Annotated in this window: 22 protein-coding genes; 12 read left to right on the forward strand and 10 right to left on the reverse strand. The window is 69.4% G+C overall.

Features of this window, described 5'->3' with window-relative positions; translation table 11 throughout:
• The first annotated feature begins 54 nt into the window (after positions 1-54).
• The 3 genes from ACIP79_RS30430 to ACIP79_RS30440 all read left to right on the forward strand — a co-directional run bounded on the left by ACIP79_RS30430 (position 55) and on the right by ACIP79_RS30440 (position 3,046).
• The gene (locus ACIP79_RS30430) at positions 55-1,488 is read left to right on the forward strand and encodes an MFS transporter (protein ID WP_401228280.1); all 1,434 of its coding nucleotides are present in this window, start codon (positions 55-57) and stop codon (positions 1,486-1,488) included.
• 181 nt (positions 1,489-1,669) lie between these two features.
• Complete coding sequence (locus ACIP79_RS30435) at positions 1,670-1,876, forward strand: hypothetical protein (protein ID WP_383680530.1); 207 nt, start codon at positions 1,670-1,672, stop codon at positions 1,874-1,876.
• A gap of 117 nt (positions 1,877-1,993) precedes the next feature.
• Complete coding sequence (locus ACIP79_RS30440) at positions 1,994-3,046, forward strand: chitinase (protein ID WP_401228282.1); 1,053 nt, start codon at positions 1,994-1,996, stop codon at positions 3,044-3,046.
• A gap of 17 nt (positions 3,047-3,063) precedes the next feature.
• Here the strand turns inward: ACIP79_RS30440 and ACIP79_RS30445 are convergent, their stop codons facing one another.
• Positions 3,064-3,987, reverse strand: coding sequence for a DUF4394 domain-containing protein (locus ACIP79_RS30445; RefSeq protein WP_401228284.1), 924 nt, complete (start codon positions 3,985-3,987; stop codon positions 3,064-3,066).
• Between the two features lie 202 nt (positions 3,988-4,189).
• Between ACIP79_RS30445 and ACIP79_RS30450 the strand changes: the two genes are divergently transcribed.
• Entirely contained in the window at positions 4,190-5,299 is a 1,110-nt protein-coding gene (locus tag ACIP79_RS30450; protein ID WP_401228286.1) for an endonuclease/exonuclease/phosphatase family protein, read from the forward strand.
• Between the two features lie 202 nt (positions 5,300-5,501).
• Here ACIP79_RS30450 and ACIP79_RS30455 read toward each other — a convergent pair whose 3' ends face one another.
• Positions 5,502-6,884, reverse strand: a complete 1,383-nt coding sequence (locus ACIP79_RS30455; RefSeq protein WP_383680536.1) for a glycine--tRNA ligase — start codon at positions 6,882-6,884, stop codon at positions 5,502-5,504.
• A gap of 211 nt (positions 6,885-7,095) precedes the next feature.
• On the opposite strand from ACIP79_RS30455, the gene ACIP79_RS30460 reads away from it, so the two are divergent.
• The 5 genes from ACIP79_RS30460 (at position 7,096) to ACIP79_RS30480 (ending at position 13,363) form a co-directional block, all read left to right on the forward strand.
• Positions 7,096-8,058, forward strand: coding sequence for a metal ABC transporter substrate-binding protein (locus tag ACIP79_RS30460; RefSeq protein WP_401228288.1), 963 nt, complete (start codon positions 7,096-7,098; stop codon positions 8,056-8,058).
• A 66-nt stretch (positions 8,059-8,124) separates the two neighbouring features.
• Entirely contained in the window at positions 8,125-8,895 is a 771-nt protein-coding gene (locus tag ACIP79_RS30465) for a metal ABC transporter ATP-binding protein (RefSeq protein WP_401228290.1), read from the forward strand.
• Between the two features lie 37 nt (positions 8,896-8,932).
• Entirely contained in the window at positions 8,933-9,835 is a 903-nt protein-coding gene (locus ACIP79_RS30470) for a metal ABC transporter permease (protein ID WP_401228292.1), read from the forward strand.
• 59 nt (positions 9,836-9,894) lie between these two features.
• Complete coding sequence (locus ACIP79_RS30475) at positions 9,895-10,311, forward strand: Fur family transcriptional regulator (RefSeq protein ID WP_401228294.1); 417 nt, start codon at positions 9,895-9,897, stop codon at positions 10,309-10,311.
• Between the two features lie 622 nt (positions 10,312-10,933).
• Positions 10,934-13,363 carry a M4 family metallopeptidase gene (locus ACIP79_RS30480; protein WP_401228296.1) on the forward strand — a complete coding sequence of 810 codons (2,430 nt, stop codon included), beginning with the start codon at positions 10,934-10,936 and terminating at the stop codon, positions 13,361-13,363.
• 90 nt (positions 13,364-13,453) lie between these two features.
• Here the strand turns inward: ACIP79_RS30480 and ACIP79_RS30485 are convergent, their stop codons facing one another.
• The 3 genes from ACIP79_RS30485 to ACIP79_RS30495 form a co-directional block, all read right to left on the reverse strand.
• Entirely contained in the window at positions 13,454-14,305 is an 852-nt protein-coding gene (locus ACIP79_RS30485; protein ID WP_401228297.1) for an isoprenyl transferase, read from the reverse strand.
• 25 nt (positions 14,306-14,330) lie between these two features.
• The gene (recO, locus tag ACIP79_RS30490) at positions 14,331-15,077 is read right to left on the reverse strand and encodes a DNA repair protein RecO (protein WP_401228299.1); all 747 of its coding nucleotides are present in this window, start codon (positions 15,075-15,077) and stop codon (positions 14,331-14,333) included.
• Positions 15,078-15,147: 70 nt separating this feature from the next.
• Positions 15,148-15,363, reverse strand: a complete 216-nt coding sequence (locus ACIP79_RS30495; RefSeq protein ID WP_401228463.1) for a hypothetical protein — start codon at positions 15,361-15,363, stop codon at positions 15,148-15,150.
• A gap of 364 nt (positions 15,364-15,727) precedes the next feature.
• On the opposite strand from ACIP79_RS30495, the gene ACIP79_RS30500 reads away from it, so the two are divergent.
• The gene (locus ACIP79_RS30500) at positions 15,728-16,561 is read left to right on the forward strand and encodes a Scr1 family TA system antitoxin-like transcriptional regulator (protein ID WP_401228301.1); all 834 of its coding nucleotides are present in this window, start codon (positions 15,728-15,730) and stop codon (positions 16,559-16,561) included.
• Positions 16,543-16,815, forward strand: a complete 273-nt coding sequence (locus ACIP79_RS30505; protein WP_401228303.1) for a DUF397 domain-containing protein — start codon at positions 16,543-16,545, stop codon at positions 16,813-16,815. Before ACIP79_RS30500 ends, ACIP79_RS30505 begins: the two co-directional genes overlap by 19 nt.
• An 82-nt stretch (positions 16,816-16,897) precedes the next feature.
• Here ACIP79_RS30505 and katG read toward each other — a convergent pair whose 3' ends face one another.
• Positions 16,898-19,117, reverse strand: coding sequence for a catalase/peroxidase HPI (gene katG / locus ACIP79_RS30510; RefSeq protein WP_401228305.1), 2,220 nt, complete (start codon positions 19,115-19,117; stop codon positions 16,898-16,900).
• 390 nt (positions 19,118-19,507) lie between these two features.
• On the opposite strand from katG, the gene ACIP79_RS30515 reads away from it, so the two are divergent.
• Positions 19,508-19,918: a Fur family transcriptional regulator gene (locus ACIP79_RS30515; protein ID WP_401228307.1), complete on the forward strand. Its 411-nt coding sequence runs from the start codon at positions 19,508-19,510 to the stop codon at positions 19,916-19,918.
• A 75-nt stretch (positions 19,919-19,993) separates the two neighbouring features.
• On the opposite strand, the gene ACIP79_RS30520 is transcribed toward ACIP79_RS30515, so the two are convergent.
• From ACIP79_RS30520 to ACIP79_RS30535, 4 genes are all read right to left on the reverse strand, one after another.
• Positions 19,994-20,965 (reverse strand): hypothetical protein, encoded by a 972-nt coding sequence (locus tag ACIP79_RS30520; protein WP_401228308.1) that lies wholly within the window; start codon positions 20,963-20,965, stop codon positions 19,994-19,996.
• A 65-nt stretch (positions 20,966-21,030) separates the two neighbouring features.
• On the reverse strand, positions 21,031-22,026 hold the full coding sequence (locus ACIP79_RS30525) for an SCO2521 family protein (RefSeq protein ID WP_401228310.1): 996 nt from the start codon (positions 22,024-22,026) through the stop codon (positions 21,031-21,033).
• A gap of 1 nt (position 22,027) precedes the next feature.
• The gene (locus ACIP79_RS30530) at positions 22,028-22,981 is read right to left on the reverse strand and encodes an SCO2522 family protein (RefSeq protein WP_401228312.1); all 954 of its coding nucleotides are present in this window, start codon (positions 22,979-22,981) and stop codon (positions 22,028-22,030) included.
• Positions 22,982-23,067: 86 nt separating this feature from the next.
• Positions 23,068-23,985, reverse strand: a complete 918-nt coding sequence (locus ACIP79_RS30535) for an SCO2523 family variant P-loop protein (RefSeq protein ID WP_401228314.1) — start codon at positions 23,983-23,985, stop codon at positions 23,068-23,070.
• Between the last annotated feature and the right edge of the window lies 1 nt (position 23,986).

Raw genomic sequence — 23,986 nt, forward strand, 5'->3', positions numbered from 1 at the left:
ACCAGGATAAGAAGACTCTGGTACCAGTCTCGGGTCGGGAGCACGCTGAGGCACGTGACCGAAATTGGAACCCTCACCACCACCCCCGTCCGCTCCCCGGACGCCCCGCCCGCGCTCGGCGGACTCGGGCTCTTCACCGTGCTCCTCGGCGCGGCGCTGCCGCTCATCGACTTCTTCATCGTCAACGTCGCCCTGCCGACCATGGGCCAGGACCTGCACGCGAGCGAGTCCGTCCTCGAACTCGTCATCGCCGGGTACGGGGTCTCGTACGCCGTCCTCCTGGTCCTGGGCGGCCGGCTCGGCGACCTCTTCGGCCGGCGCCGGCTCTTCATCGCCGGTATGGCGGCCTTCGGCCTGACCTCGCTGGCGTGCGGGCTCGCGCCCGACGCCTGGACGCTGGTGGCCGCCCGCGTCGCCCAGGGCGCGGCGTCCGCGGCGATGCTGCCGCAGGTGCTCGCCACCATCCAGTCGGCGACCGCGGGACAGCGCCGCGCCAAGGCGATGAGCCTGTACGGGGCGACGGCCGGGCTCTCCATGGTGGCCGGGCAGATCCTCGGGGGCGTACTCGTCGCCGCCGACATCGCGGGCACCGGCTGGCGCTCGGTCTTCCTCGTCAACGTGCCCGTGGTGATCCTCGGCCTGGTCCTGGCCACGCGAGCCGTCCCGGAGACGCGCTCGCAGCACCCGGAGCCGATCGACGGGCCCGGCACGGTCCTGCTCGGCGTCACGCTGCTCGCACTGCTGGCCCCGCTGACCGAGGGCAGGGCGGCGGGCTGGCCGCTGTGGACCTGGCTGTCGCTCGCGCTGTTCCCGGTCGCCGCGACGGCGTTCTACCTCGTCGAACGCCGGGAGGACCGCGCGGGCCGTACGCCGCTGGTGCCGCCGAGCCTGTTCGCGGTGACGTCGCTGCGCCGGGGCCTGGTGATGGTCGTGCCGTTCTCGATCGGCTTCAGCGGGTTCATGTTCGTGATCGCGGTGGGGTTGCAGGAGGGCGCCGGGCTCGGTCCGGTCCTGGCGGGGCTGGCGCTCGCGCCGATGGCGGTGGTCTTCTTCGTCGTCTCGCTGTGCGGTCCGCGGCTGATCGCCCGGTACGGCACCCGGGTCGTCACCGCCGGCGGCCTGATCCAGAGCGTGGGCGTGGCCCTGATGGCACTGGCCGCGTGGCGGTCCTGGCCGGACCTGAGCGTCTGGGAACTGGCGCCCGGCGCGGCGGTGGCGGGCGCGGGCCAGGCTCTCCAGCTCCCCGTCCTCTTCCGGATCATCCTCTCCGAGGTCCCGGCCTCGCGCGCCGGTGTGGGCAGCGGCGTGATGATCACCACCCAGCAGTCCGCCCTCGCCCTCGGCGTGGCCACCCTGGGTTCCCTCTTCCTGTCCCTCGTCCCGGGCCACGGGATGCAGTACGCGCTGGTGACCACCCTGCTGGCGCAGCTGGCGGTCATCGTCCTGACGACGGCCCTGAGCCTGCGCCTGCCGCGCACGATCAGCTGACGGACCGGCCCCGGCCACCGGGCCCCCCGCGCCCGGCGCGCCGACCCGGATGCCGATCGGCCGACCGCGCCGCCAACTCGGCTCCTGAGATTCCCCGTTGATCTTCGCCATGCTGCACACTCCTTGCTGCGTAAGGGAATGCGGAAACACGTGGCATCACGCGGGAACACCAGGAGGTGGCATGCCGCAGATCAACTCGAGCAAGGTGAGCCGCTGGGACCAGCACGGCCGCGAGCACGTCGTACGCGTCCAGCGGACGGGAGTTCAGCGCACGATCAAGTGCGACACCTGCGAGTGGCGCAAGTCGGCGCAGTTCCTGCCATGGCTCAAGGCCGAGGAACACCTGGCGGAGGCGCACCAGGCGACGGTGGACCCGACGGACGGCTAGTCCGCCCGCGGGCCCACACCACACCTCGTTGGTCCAGACCTATTGACTACTGGTCTGGACCGCGCGCACTGTCATGCCTACGACACCTCCCGCGTCCCCCACCCCTGGAGGCTCAGCATGATCCGCCGGAAGATACGCGTCCTGGCCGCCGCGCTCGCCACGGCCTGCCTCACCCAACTGTCCGTCGCCGCCGCCCCCGACGCGTCCGCGGCCGAGGTCTGCGCGGTGAAGTCCCGCCCGTCGGGCAAGGTCCTCCAGGGGTACTGGGAGAACTGGGACGGCTCCTCGAACGGCGTCCACCCGCCCTTCGGCTGGACCCCGATCACCGACTCCCGGATCGCGGCGCACGGCTACAACGTGCTCAACGCGGCGTTCCCGGTGATCCGTTCGGACGGCACCGCACTGTGGGAGGACGGGATGGACGCGGGCGTGAAGGTCGCGACCCCGGCCGAGATGTGCGCCGCCAAGGCGTCGGGCCAGACGCTCCTGCTGTCCATAGGCGGAGCGGCGGCCGGCATCGACCTCAGTTCCAGCACGGTCGCCGACAGGTTCGTGGCGACGATCGTGCCGATCCTCAAGCAGTACAACTTCGACGGTATCGACATCGACATCGAGACCGGCCTGGTCGGCAGCGGCAACATCAACACCCTCTCCGCCTCCCAGGCCAACCTGATCCGCATCATCGACGGCGTACTGGCGAGGATGCCCTCGAACTTCGGCCTCACCATGGCGCCCGAGACCGCCTACGTCACCGGCGGCAGCGTCGCCTACGGCTCGATCTGGGGCGCGTACCTGCCGATCGTGAAGAAGTACGCGGACAACGGACGCCTGTGGTGGCTGAACATGCAGTACTACAACGGCAGCATGTACGGCTGCTCGGCCGACTCCTACTCCGCGGGCACCGTCCAGGGCTTCACCGCCCAGACCGACTGCCTGAACAAGGGACTCGTCGTGCAGGGCACCACCATCAAGGTGCCCTACGACAAGCAGGTCCCCGGTCTGCCCGCCCAGTCCGGCGCGGGCGGCGGCTACATGTCCCCGAGCCTCGTCTCCCAGGCCTGGCGGCACTACGGCACCTCCCTCAAGGGCCTGATGACCTGGTCCGTGAACTGGGACGGCTCGAAGAACTGGACCTTCGGCGACAACGTCAGGTCACTGCAAGGGCGTTGAGTCCCGCTCGGTCCGGCTCAGCCCTGCCGCGTCGGGATCGCCAGGTCCACCACCTGGCGGTCCCGCGGGAAGGCCCCGGTCGAAGTCGCCTTCCCCGTCAGCAGGTCGATCCGGAAGGCCTTGCCGCCGGTCACCGCGAACCCGGTGTTCGTCCCGTTCCGACCCGAACTGTGGATGTCGAACCCGGAGTTCGCCGGCGCGTCCACCCCGAGTTTGCCCGTCGGGGCGAGGTTCCCGGCGTTGGCGGGTGACTGGACAGCCACCTGATCGAGGGTGGTGTCGAGGTCGAAGAGCGTGGTGGCCGTCGTCGCGTCGAGGTCGTTGTTCGTGTACGCGGCTCCTGTCACGCCGATTGCGGTGGCACCCGGGTTCGGCGGCACCGGCGGGTTGGTGAGCGTCCCGTCGACGGCCGTGCTGCCCGCCGCGGGGGCGCCCGCCGGGTCGTCGAGGTTGTGCCGGAGGTTCTGCCCGGTGTCGCTGATGATGCGCAGCCGGTTGGCGGCGGGGTTGAAGTCGACGCCGAAGTTCCCGCCCTGGAGAGCGACGGTGAGCTGTGAGACCTTGGTGGCGCGGGCGCCGGCCTCGCGGATCGTGTAGATCCCGCCGCGGTCGCCGACGCCGTACAGCTTGTCGTCCTGCACCCGGTAGTCGATGCCGACGAGTGCCATGTCGCCCTTGAGCCCGCCGATCCTGCCGAGCGTGAGCACGGCGGCGGGCCGGTCGGCCCGGAACGCGGTCAGCCGCTGGTCGGCGGTGAGCCCGACCGCCCGCGGTCCACTCGGCGCGAACCCCCCGGCGGAGGTGCCGGCGCCGCCCTTCGCCTCGACGGCCCCGGAGCCCGAGGACGCGGAACCGCCTCCCAGCGCCCCGGTACCGAGGGCGGCGACCGTCCCGATCGCCACCGTCATCGTCAGTACGCCCATGACTGCCTGCTTGCGCATGTGAACCCCCGTGGAAGACGCTCGGCCCACCCCCTGCGGGCCGTATGCCATCTCCTTCGGAGCGGCGGTCGCCCCGGATTGCCCCTCGTGGCAAGGAAATTCCCCCGGTTCTCCGAAAGTTCCGGTGCCGTTCCCTTGGACACCGATGACCCGTTCTCGGACAATTCGAGCCGTCTGCGAGCAGTCACCTCCGGGAGGCGCCATGACCGTGCGTATCGCCACCTTCAACGCCGAGAACCTGTTCCGGCGGCCCGCGGTCTTCGGCATCGAGGACGAGGCCACGCGCAACGGAGTCCTCGACGAATTCAACGAGTTGGCCGCCCTGGTCTCGAAGGACCTCTACACGGAGGCGGACAGGGCGCGGATCGCCGAACTGGTGCGGAAACACCGGGCGTTCGAGGCCGATCCGGACCAGGGCGGGGCGATCTTCGTCAACCAGACCCGGGGAGCCGGCGCCAAGCTCTTCACCGTGGGCGGGACCGAGACCGACCCGGTCATCACCATCAAGGCCAAGGGCCGCTCGGAATGGGCGGGTTGGGTGGAGCTGGTGCGCACCGGCATGAGCTGGGACGCGGTGCGCAACACCGGCCGGGTGCTCTCCGAGATCAACGCCGACATCGTGCTCACCGTCGAGGTCGAGGACCGGCTCACTCTGGCCCGCTTCAACAGGCAGGTGCTGGGTGACGCGTTGGGGATGCCGCCGTACCCGTACAACATGCTGATCGACGGCAACGACAGCCGGGGCATCGACATCGGCGTCCTCAGCCGGTTTCCCCTCACGTCGCTGCGGTCGCACATCTTCGACCCGCGGCCGTCCGAACCGCCCGTCTTCAGCCGGGACTGCCCCGAGTTCGAGATAGGGCTCGACGGGACGCCGCTGTGGATCCTGGGCAACCACTTCAAGAGCCAGATCCAGGGCGCCGGATCGGGGCGGCGGCTCGCTCAGGCCCGGCGGGTCCGGGAGATCTACGAGGAGGCCCTGCTGCGCTCCGCGCGCATCGTGGTCGCCGGTGACCTCAACGACCATCCGGAGAGCCCGCCCATCAGGGAACTCACCGACGCCGGCCTCCGGGACGCGATGACCCACCCCGGCTACACGGGCTCCCCCGGCACCCACGGGACGGGCACCAGGGCCCATCAGAAGCTCGACTACCTCATGTTCTCGCCCGAGTTGTGGGACCGCGTGCGGGCAACAGGCGTGGAGCGGCGCGGAATCTGGGCGCCGAACACCTTCAAGTCCTTCGACACCGTGACGTCGAGACCGGCCCAGGCCTCCGACCACGCCGCCGTCTACGCGGACCTGGATCTCTGACCGGGGGGCGAGCCTGGGCACAGGCACGGACACCTGCACGGACACGGACACGGACATAGGCACAGGCACCGGCACCGGCACCGGCACCCGCACGGTGGACGCCACAGCACCCCACAGCGCCCCGTGGCGCCCCGTGAACGCACCGATGCCGGGCCCCGACCGTTCCGGGACCCGGCACCAATGACGTACGTGAGGTGGCGGCTCAGCAGCCGATCAGGCGGCTGGCGAGGTAACCCTCGATCTGGTCGAGCGACACCCGCTCCTGCTTCATCGTGTCGCGCTCACGCACGGTCACGGCGTTGTCGTCGAGCGTGTCGAAGTCGACCGTGACGCAGAACGGCGTACCGATCTCGTCCTGGCGGCGGTAGCGGCGGCCGATGGCGCCGGCGTCGTCGAAGTCGATGTTCCAGTTCTGCCGGAGCGCCGTGGCGAGGCCCTTGGCCTTCGGGGAGAGCTCCGGGTTCCGGGACAGCGGGAGGACCGCGACCTTGACGGGGGCCAGGCGCGGGTCGAGGCGCAGCACCGTGCGCTTCTCCATCTTGCCCTTGGCGTTCGGCGCCTCGTCCTCGATGTAGGCGTCGAGCAGGAAGGCGAGCATCGAGCGGCCGACACCGGCGGCGGGCTCGATGACGTACGGCGTCCAGCGCTCGCCGGCTTCCTGGTCGAAGTAGGAGAGGTCCTGGCCGGAGGCCTTGGAGTGCGCGCTGAGGTCGAAGTCGGTGCGGTTGGCGACGCCCTCCAGCTCACCCCACTCGTTGCCGCCGAACTGGAAGCGGTACTCGATGTCGGCGGTGCGCTTGGAGTAGTGCGAGAGCTTCTCGGCCGGGTGCTCGAACCAGCGCATGTTCTCCTCGCGCATGCCGAGGCCGGTGTACCAGTTCCAGCGCTCCTGCATCCAGTACTCCTGCCACTTCTCGTCCTCGCCCGGCTTGACGAAGAACTCCATCTCCATCTGCTCGAACTCGCGGGTGCGGAAGATGAAGTTGCCGGGCGTGATCTCGTTGCGGAAGGACTTGCCCATCTGCGCGATGCCGAACGGCGGCTTGCGGCGCGAAGTCTGCTGGACCTGGGCGAAGTTGGTGAAGATGCCCTGCGCGGTCTCGGGGCGCAGGTAGGCGACGGAGCCGCTGTCCTGCGTCACGCCGAGGTGGGTGGAGAGCAGGCCGGAGAACTGCTTCGGCTCGGTGAACTGGCCCTTGTTGCCGCAGTTGGGGCAGTTGACGTCCGCGAGGCCGTTCTCCGGGAGGCGCTTGTGCTTCGCCTCGTACGCCTCCTCCAGGTGGTCCGCGCGGTAGCGCTTGTGGCAGGAGGTGCACTCGGTGAGGGGGTCGGTGAACGTGGCGACGTGGCCGGAGGCGACCCAGGTCTCGGTGGCCAGGATCACCGACGAGTCGATACCGACGACGTCCTCACGCGAGGTGACCATGTAGCGCCACCACTGGCGCTTGAGGTTCTCCTTGAGTTCGACGCCGAGCGGGCCGTAGTCCCAGGCGGCACGCTGTCCGCCGTAGATCTCGCTACTGGGGAAAACGAAGCCACGGCGCTTGCTCAGGCTGACGATGGTGTCGATCTTGTCGGCGGCCACGGTGCTCTCTTCATTACGAACGGACGAGTAATAGGGGCGGCGCTGGGGGTCCCCCAGGCATTCGGCTCCGGGGGAGCCCCGTTGGGGGGTGGCGGTCGGGACGGGCGGGCGAATGACTCAGGTTACCGGCGCCTCCCACCCCGGTATCAAATCGGTTGGATGACCAACCCCTTGTTGACAATCGTTTCCAAATTTGTTGAAAATGACTGTCATGAACGTACGACGACGCCTCATATCCACGACCGCTGTGACCACGGCCACAGTCCTCGGTCTCGGCATGCTCTCCGCCTGCTCCGACTCGTCCGCCGCCGGCAGCAACAGCAGCGGGAAGCTCGACGTCGTGGCGTCGTTCTATCCCTTGCAGTATCTCGCCGAGGAGATCGGCGGGGACCACGTGAGCGTCACCAGTCTGACCGAGCCCGGTCAGGAGCCGCACGACCTGGAGATCAGCGCCAAGCAGACCGCGCAGCTCCAGGAGTCCGACGCCGTCCTCTATCTCAAGGGCCTCCAGCCGGCCGTCGACGACGCCGTGGCGCAGTCCGAGGTCAAGACCAAGATCGACGCGGCCACGCTGACCACTCTGGAGAAGCACGGCAACGAGGTCGGCGGCCACGCGGCCGAGCACGACGACTCCGAGGGCGAGGAGACCGGGGCCACCGACCCGCACATCTGGCTGGACCCGGTGAGGTACGCCGAGGTCGCCGAGGGTGTGGGCAAGGCCTTCGAGAAGGAGGACCCGGACAACGCCGGGGAATACCGGAGCAACACCGCCGCGCTGGTGAAGAAGCTGGACGCCCTCGACACGCAGTACGAGGACGGACTCAAGAACACGGACAGCAAGGTCTTCATCACCACCCACGCCGCCTTCGGCTACCTCGCCGAGCGCTACGGCCTCACCGAGGAGGCCATCAACGGCCTGGACCCGGAGTCGGAGCCCAGCGCGAACCGCGTGAAGGACCTTGAGACCATGGCCAAGGCGGACGGCGTGACGACCGTGTTCTACGAGACGCTCGTCAGCGACGACACCGCCAGGACCATCGCCGACGACGCGGGCCTGAAGACGGACGTCCTCGATCCCATCGAGGGCATCACGGACAAGTCCAAGGGTGACGACTACCTCCAGGTCATGGAGTCGAACCTGAAGGCGCTGCGAGCGGCCCTGGGCGCCAAGTGAGGGACCGGGCACGCCCGGTGACAGGACGCACCACGAAGTGACGACACGAACACGGAGGACGGCGGAATGAAGAGCGAGCCCGTCATATCCCTGCGCGGTGTGACCGCGGAGCTCGGCTCACGCCCCGTCCTGCGCGGCATCGACCTCACCGTGAACCGCGGTGAGGTCGTCGCCCTGCTCGGCGCGAACGGCTCCGGCAAGTCCACCGCCATCCGCAGCATCATCGGCCAAGTCCCGGTCAGCGGCGGCGAGATCGAGATCTTCGGCACCCCGCGCCGCCGCTTCACCGACTGGGGGCGCCTCGGCTACGTACCGCAGCGCACCACGGCCGCGGGCGGCGTGCCCGCGACGGTGACCGAGATCGTCGCCTCCGGACGGCTGTCCCGCGCCCGCTTCGGCGTGCTGCGCAGGGCCGACCACGAGGCGGTATGCAGGGCGATCGACCTGGTCGGCATGGCGGACCGCGCCAAGGACTCGGTGAACGCGCTGTCCGGCGGCCAGCACCAGCGGGTCCTGATAGCCCGCGCGCTGGCCTCCGAACCCGAACTGCTGATCATGGACGAGCCGATGGCGGGCGTCGACCTGGCGAGCCAGGCGGTACTGGCCTCGACCCTGCGCGAACAGGTCGCCCAGGGCACCTCCGTCCTCCTCGTCCTGCACGAACTGGGCCCGCTGGAACCGCTGATCGACCGGGCGGTCGTCCTGCGCGACGGCTGCGTCATGCACGACGGGCCGCCGCCGGCAGCACTGGGCCAGCACGCGCTGCCCGGCCACGACCACGTACACCCGCACGCGGCTCACGACGCCGAACCGATCCGGACGGGACTGCTGAGCTGATGGGACCGAAGAGCTGGCTGATGGGACCGAAGAGCTGATGGAAATCCTCGACTACGCCTTCATGCAGCGGGCCCTGCTGGCCGCCGTCCTGGTCGGCATCACCGCGCCCGCCGTCGGCATCTACCTGGTGCAGCGCCGCCAGGCCCTGATGGGCGACGGAATCGGCCACGTCGCGATGACCGGCGTCGGCCTCGGCTTCCTGCTCTCCTGGTCCCCGGTGTGGATGGCGACGGCCGTCTCCGTCGTGGGTGCGGTCCTCATGGAGCTGATCCGCTGGTACGGCAAGACGCGCGGCGACATCGCGCTCGCCATGCTCTTCTACGGCGGTATGGCGGGCGGTGTGATGCTCATCAACCTCGCGCCGGGCGGCTCGAACGCCAACCTGACCTCGTACCTCTTCGGCTCCCTCTCGACGGTCTCCGAGTCCGACGTGACGGCGATCTGCGTCCTGGCCGCCTTCGTGGTCCTGGTCACCTTGGGACTGCGCCGCCAGCTCTTCGCGGTCAGCCAGGACGAGGAGTTCGCCCGGGTGACGGGCCTGCCGGTGCGGGCCCTGAACCTGCTCACCGCCGTCACGGCCGCGGTGACCGTCACGGTCGCGATGCGGGTCGTGGGCCTGCTGCTGGTGTCCGCCCTGATGGTCGTTCCGGTGGCCGCGGCGCAGCAGCTCAGCCGGAGCTTCGCCGCCACCTTCGCGATCGCGGTGGCGATCGGCGTGAGCGTGACGATCGGCGGCACCGTGACGTCGTACTACCAGGACGTGCCGCCGGGCGCGACGATCGTGCTGCTGACCATCGGCGCGTTCATTCTGCTGACCGCGCTGGCGACCCCGCTCGCCCGGCGCAGAGCACGGGCGGTGGCGGCCTCGCAGGCTGCCGGGGACCCGGCGGAATGTGCGATTCCGGCCACCCGCGGGGCAGACAGCCAGGTCGGCGTCTGACGAGGCACAGTCCGGGCTGGCACAATGGCCGGGCTAGTGCAGACGTGGAGGAGGCAACGGTGACAACCGCTGGATCGCCCGTACGGGGCCGTTCCACCCGGCAACGTACCGCCGTGGCGGCGGCCCTGGACGAGGTGGACGAGTTCCGCAGCGCTCAGGAACTCCACGACATGCTGAAGCACAAGGGCGACTCCGTCGGGCTGACCACCGTCTACCGCACGCTCCAGTCCCTCGCCGACGCCGGTGAGGTCGACGTCCTGCGCACGTCCGACGGCGAGTCCGTCTACCGCCGCTGCTCCAGCGGCGAGCACCACCACCACCTCGTCTGCCGCGTCTGCGGCAAGGCCGTCGAGGTCGAGGGCCCCGCCGTGGAGAAGTGGGCGGAGGCCATCGCGGCGGAGCACGGGTACGTGAACGTCGCCCACACCGTGGAGATCTTCGGCACCTGCGCGGAGTGCGCGACCAAGCACGCCTGACACACGGCGGCTCAGGCCGCCCACGTACGGTCCGAGCCAGACGGCTCCAGCCCCCGCATACGTCCGACACCCCCGGCAACTGAGGCGGGTGCGCTCGGCACGCCCACCCCGGCCCCGGAACGCCGGTAGTCCTCCGCGTATCCCGACCCCGAGACGGCCGTCGTACCCGCGCCCCGTACTCAGAACGCCGGCCGCACGGCACGCCCCCGCCCCGAGACGGCCGGTCATATCCGCGCCCGCCCGTGACGGGCACCCGCCCCCGGTGAGACCGGCGGACCCGACCGCACCCGTCCAGCGGCGGCCCTCCCCGTGTCATCGAAGAACCATCGAACAGCCATCGAATGGCCTGCTCAGCCGTGAGGCAGAGGGATAACCCTCGACCTCCCCGATCACTGATGACATGGCCTCATCAAAGGTGCCACTGTTCCTCCAGCCATCCCCCCACGTTGCGCGCACCGCATCCCCATGAGGGAGCCCCGCACCGCATCCCCATGAGAGATCCCGCACCGCATCCCCATGAGGGACCCCGCACGGCCTGCTCAGCTCGCCCCGGGCTGCACACCCCCGTCTGCCCGGGTCTGTCTCCGGCCGCCGAACAGCGGCCGTCGCAGTAGGAGTACGAGTGAGACGCAACAGCCCCCACAGATCCCCCCGCCTCGCGAACCGCCTCTCCTCCAGGGCGACCGCGACCGGCGCGCTGGTCGCAGCCGCCGCACTCCTGGCGGTCGGCGTCCAGACGGTTCCGGCCGCCGCGAAGCCCGCGCCCCCGAGCCCCAGCCCGCTGCGCACCAGCGCTCTGGAGGCGAAGCTCACCCCCGCCCAGCGCACCGCGCTGATCAGCGGCGCGGCCCGGAAGACCGCGCAGACCGCCGCCACCCTGGGCCTGGGCGCCAAGGAGAAGCTGGCCGTCAAGGACGTCGTCAAGGACAACGACGGCACCCTGCACACGCGGTACGAGCGCACCTGGGCCGGTCTGCCGGTCCTCGGCGGCGACGTCGTGGTGCACACCCCGCCCGCCTCGCAGGCCTCGGGCACGGTGAGCAGCACCTTCAACACCCGGCGGACCATCGAGGTCGCCTCCACCACCCCGGCCTTCGCCAAGTCGGCCGCCGAGTCCAAGGCACTCGGCGCCGCCAGGGCACTGGACGCCGAGAACCCCACCACCGACAGCGCCCGCAAGGTGGTCTGGGCCGGCAGCGGCACCCCCAGGCTCGCCTGGGAGACGGTGGTCGGCGGTCTCCAGGACGACGGCACGCCCAGCAGGCTGCACGTCATCACCGACGCCACCACCGGCGCGAAGCTCTACCAGTTCCAGGACATCAAGACCGGCACCGGCAACAGCCAGTACAGCGGAACCGTCACCATCGGCACCACGCTGTCCGGTTCGACGTACCAGCTGTACGACACCACGCGCGGCGGCCACAAGACGTACGGCCTCGCCAACGGCACCTCGGGCACCGGCACCCTGATGACCGACGCCGACGACGTCTGGGGCAACGGCCTGGGCTCCAACACCCAGACCGCCGGTGTAGACGCCCACTTCGGCGCCCAGGTCACCTGGGACTTCTACAAGAACACCTTCGGGCGCAGCGGCATCAAGAACGACGGGGTGGCCGCCTACAGCCGCGTCCACTACGGCTCGGCGTACGTCAACGCGTTCTGGGACGACGACTGCTTCTGCATGACCTACGGCGACGGCACCAGCAACACGCACGCGCTGACCTCGCTGGACGTGGCCGGGCACGAGATGAGCCACGGCGTCACCTCCAACACGGCGAACCTCAACTACACCGGCGAGTCAGGCGGGTTGAACGAGGCGACCTCCGACATCTTCGGCACCGGCGTGGAGTTCTACGCCAACAACAGCACCGACGTCGGCGACTACCTCATCGGTGAGAAGATCAACATCAACGGCGACGGCACGCCGCTGCGTTACATGGACGAGCCCGACAAGGACGGCGGCTCCGCCGACAGCTGGTACTCGGGCGTCGGCAACCTGGACGTCCACTACTCCTCGGGCCCGGCGAACCACATGTTCTACCTGCTCTCCGAGGGCAGCGGCTCCAAGACCATCAACGGCGTCACCTACAACAGCCCGACCTCCGACGGCGTCGCCGTCGCGGGCATCGGCCGGGCCGCGGCCCTGCAGATCTGGTACAAGGCGCTGACGACGTACATGACGTCGAGCACGACGTACGCCCAGGCCCGCACCGCCGCACTGAACGCCGCCGCGGCGCTCTACGGCACCAGCTCCACCCAGTACGCCGGGGTGGGCAACGCCTTCGCCGGTATCAACGTCGGCAGCCACATCACCGTGCCGACCACGGGCGTCTCGGTCACCAACCCAGGCAGCCAGTCCTCCACCGTCGGCACCGCGGTGAGCCTCCAGGTCGCGGCGAGCAGCACCAACGGCGGCACGCTGACCTACGCGGCGACCGGTCTGCCGACCGGCCTGTCGATCAGCTCCGGCGGGGCGATCTCCGGCACCCCGACCACGGCGGGCACCTACAGCACCACGGTGACGGCGACCGACAGCACCGGGGCCAGCGGTACGGCGTCCTTCACCTGGACGGTCAGCTCGACCGGCGGCGGCTCCTGCACCTCGGCGCAGCTGCTCGGCAACGCGGGCTTCGAGTCGGGCGCCACCACCTGGACCGCCTCCAGCGGGGTCATCACCACCTCCAGCGGCCAGGCGGCCCGCACCGGCTCCTACAAGGCCTGGCTGGACGGCTACGGATCGACGCACACCGACACGCTGTCCCAGTCGGTGACGATCCCGAGCGGCTGCACGGGCACCACGTTCACGTTCTACCTGCACGTCGACACGGCCGAGACCTCCACCAGCACGCAGTACGACAAGCTGACGGTCACCGCCGGGTCGACGACTCTGGCCACCTACTCCAACCTGAACGCGGCGAGCGGTTACGTCGCGAAGTCGCTCAGCCTGTCCGCCTACGCGGGCAGCACCGTCACGCTGAAGTTCACCGGTGTCGAGGACTCCTCGCTCCAGACGAGCTTCGTCGTCGACGACACGGCGGTCACGACCAAGTGACCTCCTGAGCCCGTACGACAGACAGCGGCATCCGGCGTGGGGAGCGCCGGGTGCCGCTGTCCTGCCGTGTCCTGCCGTACGGCGGTGGGCTCAGGCCTGCGTGTCGTCGCCCCGCATGTCCCGCTCCATCGCGAGCAGTTGGTCGTTCGGGACGGCGCCGCCGAAGCGGCGGTCGCGGGAGGCGAACTCGACGCAGGCGCGCCACAGGTCGCGCCGGTCGAAGTCGGGCCACAGCACGTTCTGGAAGACCATCTCGGCGTACGCGCTCTGCCAGAGAAGGTAGTTGGAGGTGCGCTGCTCGCCGCTCGGCCGCAGGAACAGGTCGACGTCAGGCATGTCCGGGTAGTAGAGGTACTTCGCGAAGGTCTTCTCGTCGATCTTCGAAGGGTCGAGCCGGCCGGCCCTGACGTCCTCCGCCAAGGCCTGCGCGGCGTCGGCGACCTCGGCACGCCCGCCGTAGTTCATGCAGAAGTACAGCGTCAGCCGGTCGTTGTCCTTGGTCTGCTCCTGAGAGATCTGGAGTTCCTTGGCCACCGATTTCCACAGCTTGGGCATCCGGCCCACCCAGCGGACCCGGATGCCGAGCTCGTCGAGCTCGTCGCGGGTCTTGCGGATGAAGTCGCGGTTGAAGTTCATCAGGAAGCGCACCTCGTCGGGCGACCGCTTCCAGTTCTCGGTGGAGAAGGCGTACAGCGAGATGGCCCCGACGCCGACCTCGACCGCACCCTGGAGCACGTCGAGGACGCGCTCGGCGCCGACCTTGTGCCCCTCGGTACGCGGCAGCCCGCGCTCCTTGGCCCAGCGGCCGTTGCCGTCCATGACGATCGCCACATGGTTCGGCACCAGCTCGCCGGGGAGCTTCGGCGCGCGGGCGCCGGACGGGTGCGGTTCCGGCGTCTTGTACTCGCGGCGCTGGCGTCCCAGGATCCCGCGTACGGCCATGTGCTTCTCGTTTCCTTGATTCTTGCTATTTCTCTACGTAACGCAGTGAACGAAGGCCCCGTTCCAGATGCCAGTGCAGGTAGGCGGAGACCAGCCCGCTGCCCTCCCGGACATGCCTCGGCTCGGAAGCGTCCGCTGTCTCCCAGTCTCCCGTCAGCAGCGCGCCGAGCAGCTCCAGGGCCTCCGCCGAGGGTACGACGCTTCCGGGGACCCGGCAGTCGACGCAGACGGAACCTCCCGCGGCGACCGAGAAGAACCGATTCGGCCCCGGCATCCCGCACTTCGCGCAGGCGCTGAAACTGGGCGCGTAGCCGTTCACCGCGAGGGAGCGCAGCAGGAAGGCGTCGAGCACGAGATGCGGCTCGTGCTCACCGCGGGCGAGGGTGCGCAGCCCGCCGACCAGCAGCAGATACTGCTGCACCGCCGGCTCCCCCTCGTGGTCGGTGAACCGCTCGGCGGTCTCCAGCATGGCCGTCCCGGCGGTGTACCGCGGGTAGTCGGTCACGATCCCGCCACCGTACGGAGCGATCGTCTCGCTCTGTGTGCACAGCGGCAGCCCCCGCCCGACCAGCTCGCTCCCCCGCGCGAAGAACTGCACGTCCACATGCGAGAACGGCTCCAGCCGTGCCCCGAACTTCGACTTGGTGCGCCGCACCCCCCGGGCCACGGCGCGTACGCGACCGTGACCGCGGGTGAGCAGGGTGATGATGCGGTCCGCTTCACCCAGCTTCTGGGTGCGCAGCACGATGCCGTCGTCGCGGAACAGACTCATGGGGTCCATTCTCGCCTACGGCACCCGGTCCCCGGGCCTACTGCCCCGAAGGCCCCGGCGGCCGCCCGCTTCAAGGGACCTCACCGCGGCTGCGTGCGTTGGCATACGCCGTCGCGGCGCTGAGCCGCTCCGCCGTGGTGGCACCCCGGACGGCGTCCGGCTCGCAGTCCCACTCCTTGCCGCCGCCGTACGGTCTCAGCTGCACGTACGGCCCCTCGTGCCCCATGACCATCCCCACCCTTCCGGTCCGCGTGTCCATCGCGTACGTGCCGATCCCGGGATCCATCGGCTTCGCCCCCTTCACCACTTTCACTGGCTTCACCGCCTTCACCGCAGGGCCGCCGCCAGCCGGGCAGCGAGCTCGACGGAACAGCCGCCCAATTCGATGCGCGGACAGGGCGCCTCTCGCGCCACACTCGCGGGATCGATCCTCAGTGACGGCAGCGTAATTCCGGCGCTCGCGAGCACCTTTCGCAATTCCTTCACCGTTTCCTCCGCTTCTTCGACGCACCGCGCCGAGTGTTGTGCCTTCACCCTGCTCCCCTGTCTTTTCGACTTTCACTCATCGCACCTCCAGGATGAGGGCCCGTGCCTACACTCGGCAGGAGTCTCACCTCTACAAGGGCGGCGCAGCGTAAGGGGGTTGGCCTGTGGCCAACGGTTCGCGGCAGGCAGCGTGGGAGTTCTTCGGCACCGAACTGAAACGACGCCGGGAGGACGCGGGTTTCTCCCAGGTCGAGTTGGGCCTTCGGGTATTCGTCTCCGGCGGCTACATCGGACAGTTCGAACAGGCCATTCGCAAACCGCAGTTGGACGTCGCCCAAAGGATCGACGAGCTACTACGAACAGGCGGCTTTTTCGAACGAACCTGGCGAAAGCTGATTGACGACAAGCGGTACGCGGACTATTTCGCGGAGGTGGTGGAACTGGAGCGGACGGCGACGAAGATCGCGGAGTTCGCGCCCACGCTGGTGCCGGGGTTGTTGCAGACGGCGGGGTACGCGCGTGGGGTGATGCAGGCAGGCAACCCGTTCGTCACCGACCTCTATGTCGAGGAGAAGGTGGCAGCCCGTAGGGAGCGCGCGCGAATCCTGGACGATGCTACAAGGCCCGTGTATTGGGTGATCCTGCATGAGCACGTGCTGAAGATTCCGGTCGGCGGCGAGGTGGAGATGGCCGAGCAGCTCGCCCACATCGCGGAACTGGGGCGCCAGCGGAAAGTGCTGGTGCAGGTGTTGCCGTACTCGGTGGGAGCGTATCCCCTCATGGGCCGCATGGTTCAGCTCATGGAGTTCGAGGATGCCCCGCCAACTGCCTATACAGAGGCCGTGTATTCGGGGAATCTGCTCGACGATCCGGCCCTGGTTAAGCGTGCGCAGGGGGCATACGATCTGCTCAGGGCCGCCGCGCTGCCGCCGGAGGCGTCCCTGACCCTGATCGAATCGGCGGCGGAGGACCACAGACGATGCGCGAGTACGACCTGAGCCTCGCCCGGTGGCGCAAGAGCAGCCACAGCGACGACAACGGCGGCAGCTGCGTCGAGGTCGCGTACGACTTCGTGGGCGCCGCCCGCTGGCGCAAGAGCACCTACAGCGACGACAACGGCGGCGACTGCGTCGAGGTCGCCGACGGAGTCCCCGGTGTCGTCCCCGTCCGGGACAGCAAGGTCGCGGACGGTCCCGTTCTGATGGTCGGTCCCCTCGCCTGGGCGGAGTTCGTCGGGGCCGTGCGGGGCTGAAGGGGTACAGGCGAAACGACGAACGTCCGGGCCGGCCCACGAACAAGGGCCGACCCGGACGTCATGTCCGGTCAAATGTCGATCAGACCAGGTCGAACCGGTCCAGGTTCGAGACCTTGGTCCACGCCGCGACGAAGTCGTTCACGAACTTCTCCTTCGCGTCGTCGCTCGCGTAGACCTCGGCGAGCGCGCGCAGCTCGGAGTTGGAGCCGAAGACCAGGTCGGCACGGGTGCCGGTCCACTTGACCTGGCCCGAGGCGTCGCGGCCCTCGAAGGTGTTCTGGTCCTCGGACGTCGCCGACCACGTCGTGCCCAGTTCGAGCAGGTTGACGAAGAAGTCGTTGGTCAGGGACCCGGGGGTGTCGGTGAGGACGCCGAGCTTGGAGTCGCCGTAGTTGGCGCCCAGGACGCGCAGGCCGCCGACGAGGACCGTCAGCTCGGGCGCGCTCAGGTTCAGCAGGTTCGCCTTGTCGATCAGCAGGTACTCGGCGGGGAGGCGGTTGCCCTTGCCGAGGTAGTTGCGGAAACCGTCGGCGGTCGGCTCGAGCGCGGCGAAGGACTCGATGTCCGTCTGCTCCTGCGTGGCGTCCACGCGGCCCGGCGTGAAGGGGACCTCGACGTCGTAGCCGGCGTCCTTGGCGGCCTTCTCGACACCCGCGGCACCGGCGAGGACGATCAGGTCGGCGAGCGAGATCTGCTTGCCGCCCGCGTTGAAGGACTCCTGGATGCCCTCCAGGGTGCGCAGCACCGTGGCGAGCTGGTCCGGCTCGTTGACCTCCCAGCCGCTCTGCGGCTGGAGACGGATGCGCGCACCGTTGGCGCCGCCGCGCTTGTCGCTGCCACGGAAGGACGAGGTGGCCGCCCACGTGGTGGACACGAGCTGGGAGACCGAGAGGCCCGAGGCGAGGATCTGCGCCTTGAGGGCGGCGATGTCCGTGGCGTCGACGAGCTCGTGGGTGACCGCGGGCAGCGGGTCCTGCCAGATCAGCTCCTCGGACGGTACCTCCGCGCCGAGGTAGCGCACGATCGGGCCCAGGTCGCGGTGGGTCAGCTTGAACCACGCGCGGGCGAAGGCGTCGGCGAACTCGGCGGGGTTCTCGTAGAAGCGCCGCGAGATCTGCTCGTAGGCCGGGTCGATCCTCAGCGCGAGGTCGGTGGTCAGCATCGTCGGAGCCTTGGACTTCGACGGGTCGTGCGCGTCGGGGATGGTGCCCGCGCCCGCGCCGTCCTTGGCCACCCACTGGTTGGCGCCGGCGGGGCTGGACGTCAGCTCCCACTCGTAGCCGAACAGGTTCTGGAAGAAGTAGTTGCTCCACATGGTCGGCGTCTGCGTCCAGGTGACCTCCAGGCCACTGGTGATCGCGTCGCCGCCCTTGCCGGTGCCGTAGCTGCTCTTCCAGCCGAAGCCCTGCGCCTCGATCGGGGCGGCCTCGGGGTCGTCGCCGACGGCGTCCGCCGGGCCGGCACCGTGGGTCTTGCCGAAGGTGTGACCGCCCGCGATCAGGGCGACCGTCTCCTCGTCGTTCATCGCCATCCGGCGGAACGTCTCACGGATGTCGCGGGCCGCGGCCAGCGGGTCCGGGTTGCCGTTCGGGCCCTCGGGGTTGACGTAGATGAGGCCCATCTGGACGGCGCCGAGCGGGTTCTCCAGCTCGCGGTCGCCGGTGTAGCGCTGGTCGTCGAGCCAGGTGGTCTCGGGGCCCCAGTAGACGTCCTCGTCGGGCTCCCAGACGTCGGCGCGGCCACCGGCGAAGCCGAAGGTCTCGAAGCCCATCGACTCCAGGGCGACGTTGCCGGTGAGGATCATGAGGTCGGCCCAGGAGAGGCTCTGGCCGTACTTCTTCTTCACCGGCCACAGCAGACGGCGGGCCTTGTCGAGGTTGCCGTTGTCCGGCCAGCTGTTGAGGGGGGCGAAGCGCTGCTGACCGGCACCGGCGCCGCCGCGGCCGTCGCTGATGCGGTAGGTGCCCGCGCTGTGCCAGGCCATCCGGATCATGAACGGGCCGTAGTGGCCGAAGTCGGCCGGCCACCAGTCCTGCGAGTCCGTGAGCACCGCGGCGATGTCGGCCTTGACGGCAGACAGGTCGAGGGTCTTGAACGCGGCGGCGTAGTCGAAGTCCTCACCGAGCGGGTTGGCCACCGCCGGGTTCTTCGCGAGGATCTTCAGGTTGAGCCGCTCCGGCCACCACTGGCGGTTTCCGCCGCCCTGGGTCGGGTGGGGGGCACGGTCGTGCGCGACCGGGCAGCCGCCTCCACCCTCCGTTTTCGAGTCGGTGACGATTGCGTCGTGGTTCTCAGTCATGAAAATCCTTCCGGACCTGGCGGATCACGGTGCTCAGGGGGTGCGGGCGGTGGAACGGTCTGACGGGGGTACGAAGTCTGTGGTGGCCGGCGGCGGAGTCGGGGACCCAGGTCTCGACGGCCTGTGGCGGTTCTCACACACCGCATGAGGGGAGATATGGCCCGCGCGACCGCGCATCCCGGAGGGGATGGATCGCCTCGAAGCCGAGGTGGTCCCGTCACGTCTCTGTCTCATGCCGTACTGGAGTCTTCCTGTCCCTTGGCTATCGCCGGAACCGATCCTACGATGGACCGAGTCCAAGTCAAGAAGCGGGCCAAGCCCATCTCCGGGGACCCGGACGTCAACCGGTAAACTCCAGGCATCCCACTGAACCTGAATAGGTGAACCGATATGAGTGACCTGCTGGAGCGACTGCGAGGACGTGGCTGGCGGATGACTTCCCAGCGACGTGTCGTTGCGGAGGTACTCGACGGCGAACACGTGCACCTCACGGCCGACGAGGTGCACGCCCGCGCGGCCCAGCGGCTGCCGGAGATCTCCCGGGCGACGGTCTACAACGCCCTGGGCGAGCTGGTCTCGCTCGGCGAGGTGCTTGAGGTCTCCACCGACGGCCGCGCCAAGCGCTACGACCCGAACGCGCACCACCCGCACCAGCACCTGGTCTGCTCGAACTGCGGCACCATCCGCGACGTCCACCCCTCCGGCAACCCGCTGGCCGCCCTCCCCCAGGAGGAGCGCTTCGGCTTCACGGTCTCCGAGGTCGAGGTCACCTACCGGGGCCTGTGTCCAAACTGCTCCTGAGGGACGTGGGCCCGGTCCGGGCCGAGCGCCGGGACGCCCCGCCCCGGCGCCCCGACACCGACGTCACTCCGGACGTCACTCCGGATCAGCGGACGGCTCCGGAGCCTGTACGGCGTCCCAGAGCTTGTTGAAACGCTGGATCCGCTCGTTGACGTGCTGCTCCCGCGAGTTGAGCGTGGTCCTGGCGTTCACGTGGTACGGGTCCGGGTCGACCTCGTAGCACATCGTCCCGTCGAAGATGATGAAGTCGTTCGTCGTGCCGCGGCGGATGTTGGGCGACAGGTCGGACAGCACCACCACCCTGACGTCGATGTCGAGTTCCTCCTGCTCGCGGCGGAGCTGGGCCAAGTCGTCGATGTCCTCGCGCTTCTCCACGATGAACAGCCGCCGCACCTTGACCCCGCGCATCTCGATCGCGTCCCGCTGCGCCAGCAGATAACGGCCCGCGGGCTCACTGCTCCAGAAGTCCCGGTCGACGGAGGTGCTGATGGCGTCGATGGTCTCCTGCGCGCACTTGGTGAGTCCGAGGAGCCAGTCGTTGTTCTCCCCTGGGCAGTCGGCGCTCCGGTCGGTCAGATCGTCCATCAGTGCGGCGAGGCGGCTGATCTCCCCGCGGGCGAAGGTGCGCATGATCTCCGGGGCCATCGCGACGACCTTCGTGGCGCTGCTGGCCAGCTGCGGCACACCGTCCTTGCGTAACACCTCGACCTCACTGAACAGTTCGGTCGCCTCGCTGATCCGGGCGAAGCTCTTGTCGATCACCTCCCGCATCTCGTGGTTGTGCCGCGCCAGGTCCGCCTTCAGGTCGGTGAGCTGCTGGGCGAAGGTGAACATGTACTGCACGATCAGCACCGCCCCGCTGACGAGGACGGACAGGACCAGCTTCCACACCTCGTTCTGCTCCGGCTTGAGCACGTTGGTGAGCACGTAGACGATGCCGCCCACCACGACCGTGATCAGGAGCTTCTGGAACAACCGCGATGAGTCGGGGCTGCCGCCTGTCGGCTGAGCGCCCTGGGTGTGGGTGACTTGTGATGCGCTGCTCATCTCTTCTCTTCCCCCCGTTGGGATTCCGCGGGACCTCGTCGAAGTCCGGTCGGTCGTTCCTGTCCTCAGCGTGGCGTCAGTGCCGCGCGCAGCAATGGGATGGCCTGCACGGCCAGTTGGTCCCGGATGCGCTGGACCAGCGTGTGCCACTGGCGGCTGAAACCCGGTTCCCGTTCCAGCACCTCCCACAGCGGAGCAAGCACGTGGTGCACCCGCGCTCCCGGCATCCACAGGTGCAGCAGATGCTCGACGGCGGGGCGCAGCGCCAGCGCGGCGTCCGCCTCGTTCGCCTCATCCGCCTTGCTCGCTCGGCTCGCCGGTCCGGGCCGACTACTGTCGAGCAGTCGTACGATGGTCGTCAACAGCCAGTCGTGCAGGGCGAGGTCCTCGCACAGCCCGGCCACGGCTGCCGGTTCCACGCCCTCCGGGACCCTCAGCCGTACGGTCCTCAACTCGTCCTCGGCGAGCGTGAACCGTTCGATGGAGGCGCCCTCGCCGTCCGCCGCGGGCAGCGCCACCCAACGCAGGCGGGTGTACTGGGACTTCATCGGCGTCCTGTGGACGACCAGCTTGTGGCGCAGAAGTCTCGCGAGCAGGTTCTCGGCGATCAGTCCGAGATCGAGCTCGCCCCGGCCGCTTCCCGCCAGAGCGCCCTGGGCCGCGGTCTCCTGGGGAAGCTTCCCCAAGGGCTCGACCGTTCCGGGGCGTACGAGGTAGTGGCCCCAGGGCCGCCGCTCGTCGGGTCCTGACGCGGGAGCGCGGAAGTACGCGTCGGCCTGGAGGAGGCGGCCTTCGGTGAGCGCGGCACGGGCGGCGACCGTTCCGACGGCCCGGACCTTGGCGCCGTTGGAGGTGGGCAGCCGGCAGTCCACTCCGGTGAGGGTCTCCGGCGACAGCACGTACAGATTGGGCCGCTTGGAGACGAGGACCAGTTCGTCGGCGCGCAGTCTGAGGAGTTGCTCGGCGGCCCGGACGTCCAGCGGCTCGAACGTCGGCAGCAGTCCGGTGCGCACTTCTCCGCAGACCAGCACCGTGCGCGTGACGTCCCCCGGGGCCCCCATGTCACAGCCCCGCGTAGAAGACGTACGAGACACGGTCCGCGACCGACTCCGGCACCGCTGTCCCCTCCTGGGCGGACCGTGCGGCCACCTGGCGCAGTGCGCCCGGGTGTACGTCGGTCTGGTCGAGGATGACGCGCACGGCGTGCTCGACGGGCAGGAACCGGGACGGCAGCACGGAGCAGGTGCGGTAGGCGCTGAAGGCGGGCGCGGAGGCGTTGAGTTGGAGCAGCGGCGCCAACTCGTCCCACTCTCGCGGGAATTCACCGGACGGCCGGGCCCTGGGCTGGAACACGGCCTCGCCCTCGTTGCGGAGCAGGCCGAGCCGGGCCAGCTGCCAGACGGCCGCGAGGAAGGGGCAGGACCAGGTGCGCCGCCCGTCCTTGTCCTCGTCCCACAGCTCCACGTCCATGAAGACGGAGTGGCGGCGCGCCGCGGTCTCGCGCGGCGGCTGCCAGACGACGGCCCCCTTCATCGCCTGCGCGGAGCGCGTCGCGGGGGTGCGGTCCCCGTTGGCGAGCCAGCCGGTCTGGCCGACGGGCGGGCGCAGGCCGTAACTGCCTGGCGGCGGGGACTCGACCAGCCGGTTGGCCACGGACTCCGCGAGGGGGACCTTGTCGGCCACGGCGCAACCGGACTCCCTCGCCAGGTAGTCGATGCTCAGCCCGGCCCGCTCCGCCTCGGTGAGCAGCACGGGCAGGACATCCGCCGGTGTGGAGAAGCGGGTGAAGTAGTCGTCGATCAGGAAACAGGTGCTGATGCGGGGCCGCTTGCCGTTCGCGCGGGCGGTGGCGTCGGCGTGGACCGCGTCCACCCAAGGCCGGACCCGCTCGAAATGCCGCCGCAGCCGCTCGGGGCCCGCTTCGAAGTCCTCCATGTACAAGTGGCCCAGCTCCAGCGAGAGATGGGACAGCGGCACGGACTCGGTGCGCGGCTCGGCAGTGGTCTCCCTGAACACGGACGGGGACGCGGATGCGGATGCGGATGCGGAGATGGAGGTGGATGCGGAGGTGGAAGGGACCGCGGACGTAGATCCGGATTCCGTCATCGCTGCCCCCAGTACGCGTCGTCCGTCAGCCGTTGGGCGATCTCCTCCAGCTTTTCCAGGGTCTCCTTGTTGGCGATCTTGGTGGAGGTCACGTCCTCCTCGGTGATGAGCTGCTCACGCCACTGAAGGATGGGCTCCAGTGGCACGGTGCCCAGCACCACGCTGTCGCCGATCTTCCGATCGGAAGCCAGCCTCTTGAGGTTCTCGTTGCACGTCTCCATCCAGGTGGCCTGCGCGGGCGACGCGTGGGACCACAGCGGCGACTCGGGGTCGGGCACCGCGGCCCGTACGAAACGGATCGCATCCCTCAGCAACTCCTCGCTGTGCCCGCGCGCGGCGCCGCCCGCCAGGATGCCGTGCGCCCCGAAGGCCAGCCCGGAGGCGGCGATCACATGCTGCCGGGTCCAGCGGTGGAAGACGAGCCAGCGGGCCTCGACGCCCCGCAGTTCGGGCTGGGCCGTCGCCTCCAGCACCATGTCCATGGCGTAGCTGCGGCCGGCGCTGAGGTCCACGATGATCAGGTCGAACTCGATGTTCAGGCGCAGGATGAGGTCGACGCAGCGGCGCAGGGTGTCCTGGTCCGTGGCGAACTCGCCGCCGCTGAGGTCGCCCGGCATCAGCACCAGCCGCCCCGAACCGTTGGGCCTGCTGCGCAGCACCGGGTGCTGGGTGCGGGCCCAGACATCCACCCTCGCCGGCTCCCCGGTCGTTCCCTCCATGTAGGAGTGCAGGCCGTCGTGCTCGACCCCGCCCAGCGCCTCGGGGACGTCGAAGACCGCTGCGGCGGTGGGCGAGCCGAAGTCGAAGTCGACGTAGCAGACGTCGTCACCGGCGATCGCCCGCTGGTAGGCGAGGTTGGCGCTGGTGACCGAGCGGCCCGTGCCTCCCTTGTCGGAGGCGGCGAAGACGAGCACC

This window comes from Streptomyces sp. NPDC088747 (genome assembly GCF_044751025.1).
In the GTDB taxonomy this organism is placed as follows: domain Bacteria; phylum Actinomycetota; class Actinomycetes; order Streptomycetales; family Streptomycetaceae; genus Streptomyces.